The organism is Streptomyces europaeiscabiei (assembly GCF_001550375.1).
Classification (GTDB): Bacteria; Actinomycetota; Actinomycetes; order Streptomycetales; family Streptomycetaceae; genus Streptomyces; species Streptomyces europaeiscabiei.
Genome location: NZ_LRTR01000288.1, coordinates 1 through 2,483, shown reverse-complemented (window position 1 = coordinate 2,483; position 2,483 = coordinate 1). Strand labels below are relative to the sequence as shown.

At 71.6% G+C, this 2,483-nt stretch carries 2 protein-coding genes; both read right to left on the bottom strand.

All coding sequences use genetic code 11. The features are described 5' to 3' along the window. On the bottom strand, positions 1 to 1,432 hold a 1,432-nt coding region (locus AWZ10_RS14095; protein WP_159058269.1), incomplete at its 3' end, for a DEAD/DEAH box helicase. 359 nt (positions 1,433 to 1,791) lie between these two features. Beyond that, a complete protein-coding gene (locus tag AWZ10_RS14090; RefSeq protein WP_060891212.1) occupies positions 1,792 to 2,322 on the bottom strand; it encodes a hypothetical protein in 531 nt (176 codons plus the stop codon). Positions 2,323 to 2,483 lie beyond the last annotated feature (161 nt).

Here is a 2,483-nt window from a genome sequence, read left to right as displayed (position 1 = left end):
CCTCGCCCCGCTCCCGCGCGGCACGCGCGGTCAGCCGGGTGGCCTCGTCGCGCAGCTCGGAGGCGCGGCGCGTGGCCCGCTCCAGCTCCTTGCTGAGCTGGGCGACCTCACGCTCGGCCTGCTGCGCGGCGTTGTCGACCGACTCGGCCTGGACCTCGGTCATCGACCGGGCGCCGGTGATCTCGGCGACCTCGGTGTCGAAGGCCGTACCGCCCTGGATGATGTGGCGCGAGGCGTCGACGCCCGCGTCCTCCATCAGACGGAAGATCTGGCGACGCTGGTGCGGCAGGGAGAGGGACACGACCGTGCCGCTCCGGCCCGCGCGGGCCGTACGGCCGGAGCGGTGCAGGTAGTCCTTGTGGTCACCGGCCGGGTCCACGTTCAGGACCAGGTCGATGCCGTCGACGTGGATACCGCGGGCGGCCACGTCGGTCGCGACCAGCGCGTTGACGTAGCCCTTCTTGAAGTCCTCCAGCACGCGGGTACGCGCGCCCTGCGTCATGCCTCCGTGGAGCGCGTCGGCCTTCACACCGGAGTCGCAGAGCTGCTCGGCGATGCGGTCGGCGCCCAGCTGGGTGCGGACGAAGATGATCGTGCGGCCCTTGCGGGAGGCGATCGCGGCGGTGACCGGCGCCTTGTCCTTGGGCTTCACGATGAGGATGTGGTGCGACATGGTCGTGACGTTGCCCTGGGCGCTGTCGACCTCGTGCGTGACCGGGTTGCTCAGGTAGCGCTTGACCAGCGTGGAGATCTCGTTCTCCATCGTGGCCGAGAACAGCATGCGCTGGCCGCCGCCCGGGATCTGGTCGAGCAGCTCGGTGACCTCGGGCAGGAAGCCCAGGTCGGACATCTGGTCGGCCTCGTCGAGCACGGCGACCTGGACGTTCGCGAGGGAGCAGGCGCCGCGGTTGATGAGGTCGCGCAGTCGGCCCGGGGTGGCGACGAGGACGTCGACGCCGCGCTCCAGGGCGTAGATCTGGTTGCTCATCGACGTACCGCCGCAGACGACCTTCATCTTCAGGCCGAGGACGTCGCCGTACGGCTGAAGGGCGTCCGCGACCTGCATCGCGAGCTCACGCGTCGGCGTGAGGATGATGCCGCGGGGCTTCTTCTTCTCCGTGTGGCTGCCGGACAGCTGCGTCAGCAGCGGCAGACCGAAGGAGAGGGTCTTGCCGGAGCCGGTGCGGCCACGGCCGAGGATGTCCTTGCCGGCCAGGGCGTCCGGGATGGTCGCGGCCTGGATCGGGAAGGGGGTGGTCACGCCGTTCTGCGCGAGCTTGCGCACAACGCCCTCGGGGAGGCCCAGGGTCGCGAAGGTGACCTCGGGCGCCGCCTCGACGGAGACGTTCTCGATGCTCTCGATGTTCTCGATGTTCGCGACGTCTTCGCCGTTCTCGGGCACGACGACGTGATCAGTACTGGAAATGGACATGCGTATGCGAAACCTTCCGGAGTCTCGTCGGCACGCGCCCGTCAACTCCGTGATTCGCACACGACCGCCTCTATGCGGTCCGCCACGGCAAGGGAGAGTACGCGCCACACGGCGCGCTCTGTGGTGGCGCCGGGCAATGGGATCAAACGATCTACCACCATACGCACCCACCACCCACCAAGGCAAACTGGGCGGATAACCGCAGGTCAGACGCTGATACCTCGGGCGACAGGTGAGCGCCGACGACAAACGGGTGCGGAATCCCGACGTCGAGCACGGGCAACCGAACGGACAGCCCGACCCGAACACACCCCGAACGCACTCCCGACCAGGCCCCCCGACCTCCAACTCCCCACGCCCTACGCCGCATCCCCGGCCCGTGGCGCCGGCTCCCGCTCCACCAACTGCGCCCCCTGCTCGTGCGCGGACGACGACGGCTCGGCCGAGGGCTCCGGCGACGGCGGCTCCACCGGCTTCGACGGTTCGGGCTCGGGCTGGGGCTCCACCGTCGGCGGGGGAGTCGGCTCCCCCTTCGTCGGCTCGGGCTGCTCCGGCCACTCCCCGTTCCCCTCGTCCGTGCCCCCCTTCGGCGGCGTCGCCTTCCCGGACGGCTCGGCGGCCCCGGAGGCTGCCGGGGCGGCGGAGGCGGACCTGGACGCGGAAGGGCCGGGGGAGGCGGAGCCGCGCCGCTTCCCCTGCCCGGACTGGTACCCCGTACCGCCGCCGCCCGTCACCGCGGAGCCCCCGTCCGGCTTCTCACCGCCCCGCTGCCCCGCGGACGGCGACGGGCCGGGCTTCCGCCCCTCGTCCCCCACGCTCATACAGCCGGCGGCTGCCGCTACGGCCATGACCGTGGCGGCCAGACGGACGGATACGTTCAAGGCGCGCACGGCGGCCACCTCCGAGGGGGCAAAAAGGAGAGTCCCCCTGCCCAACTCCCGCCGCCCACAAGAAGACACGCGCCGCCCGACGCCCCCGCGCGTGCCGCACTTCACAGCCCTCGGCCGGAGCGGCACCCCGGCAGCGGCGCGGGGACCCGCGCCCCCAGCCC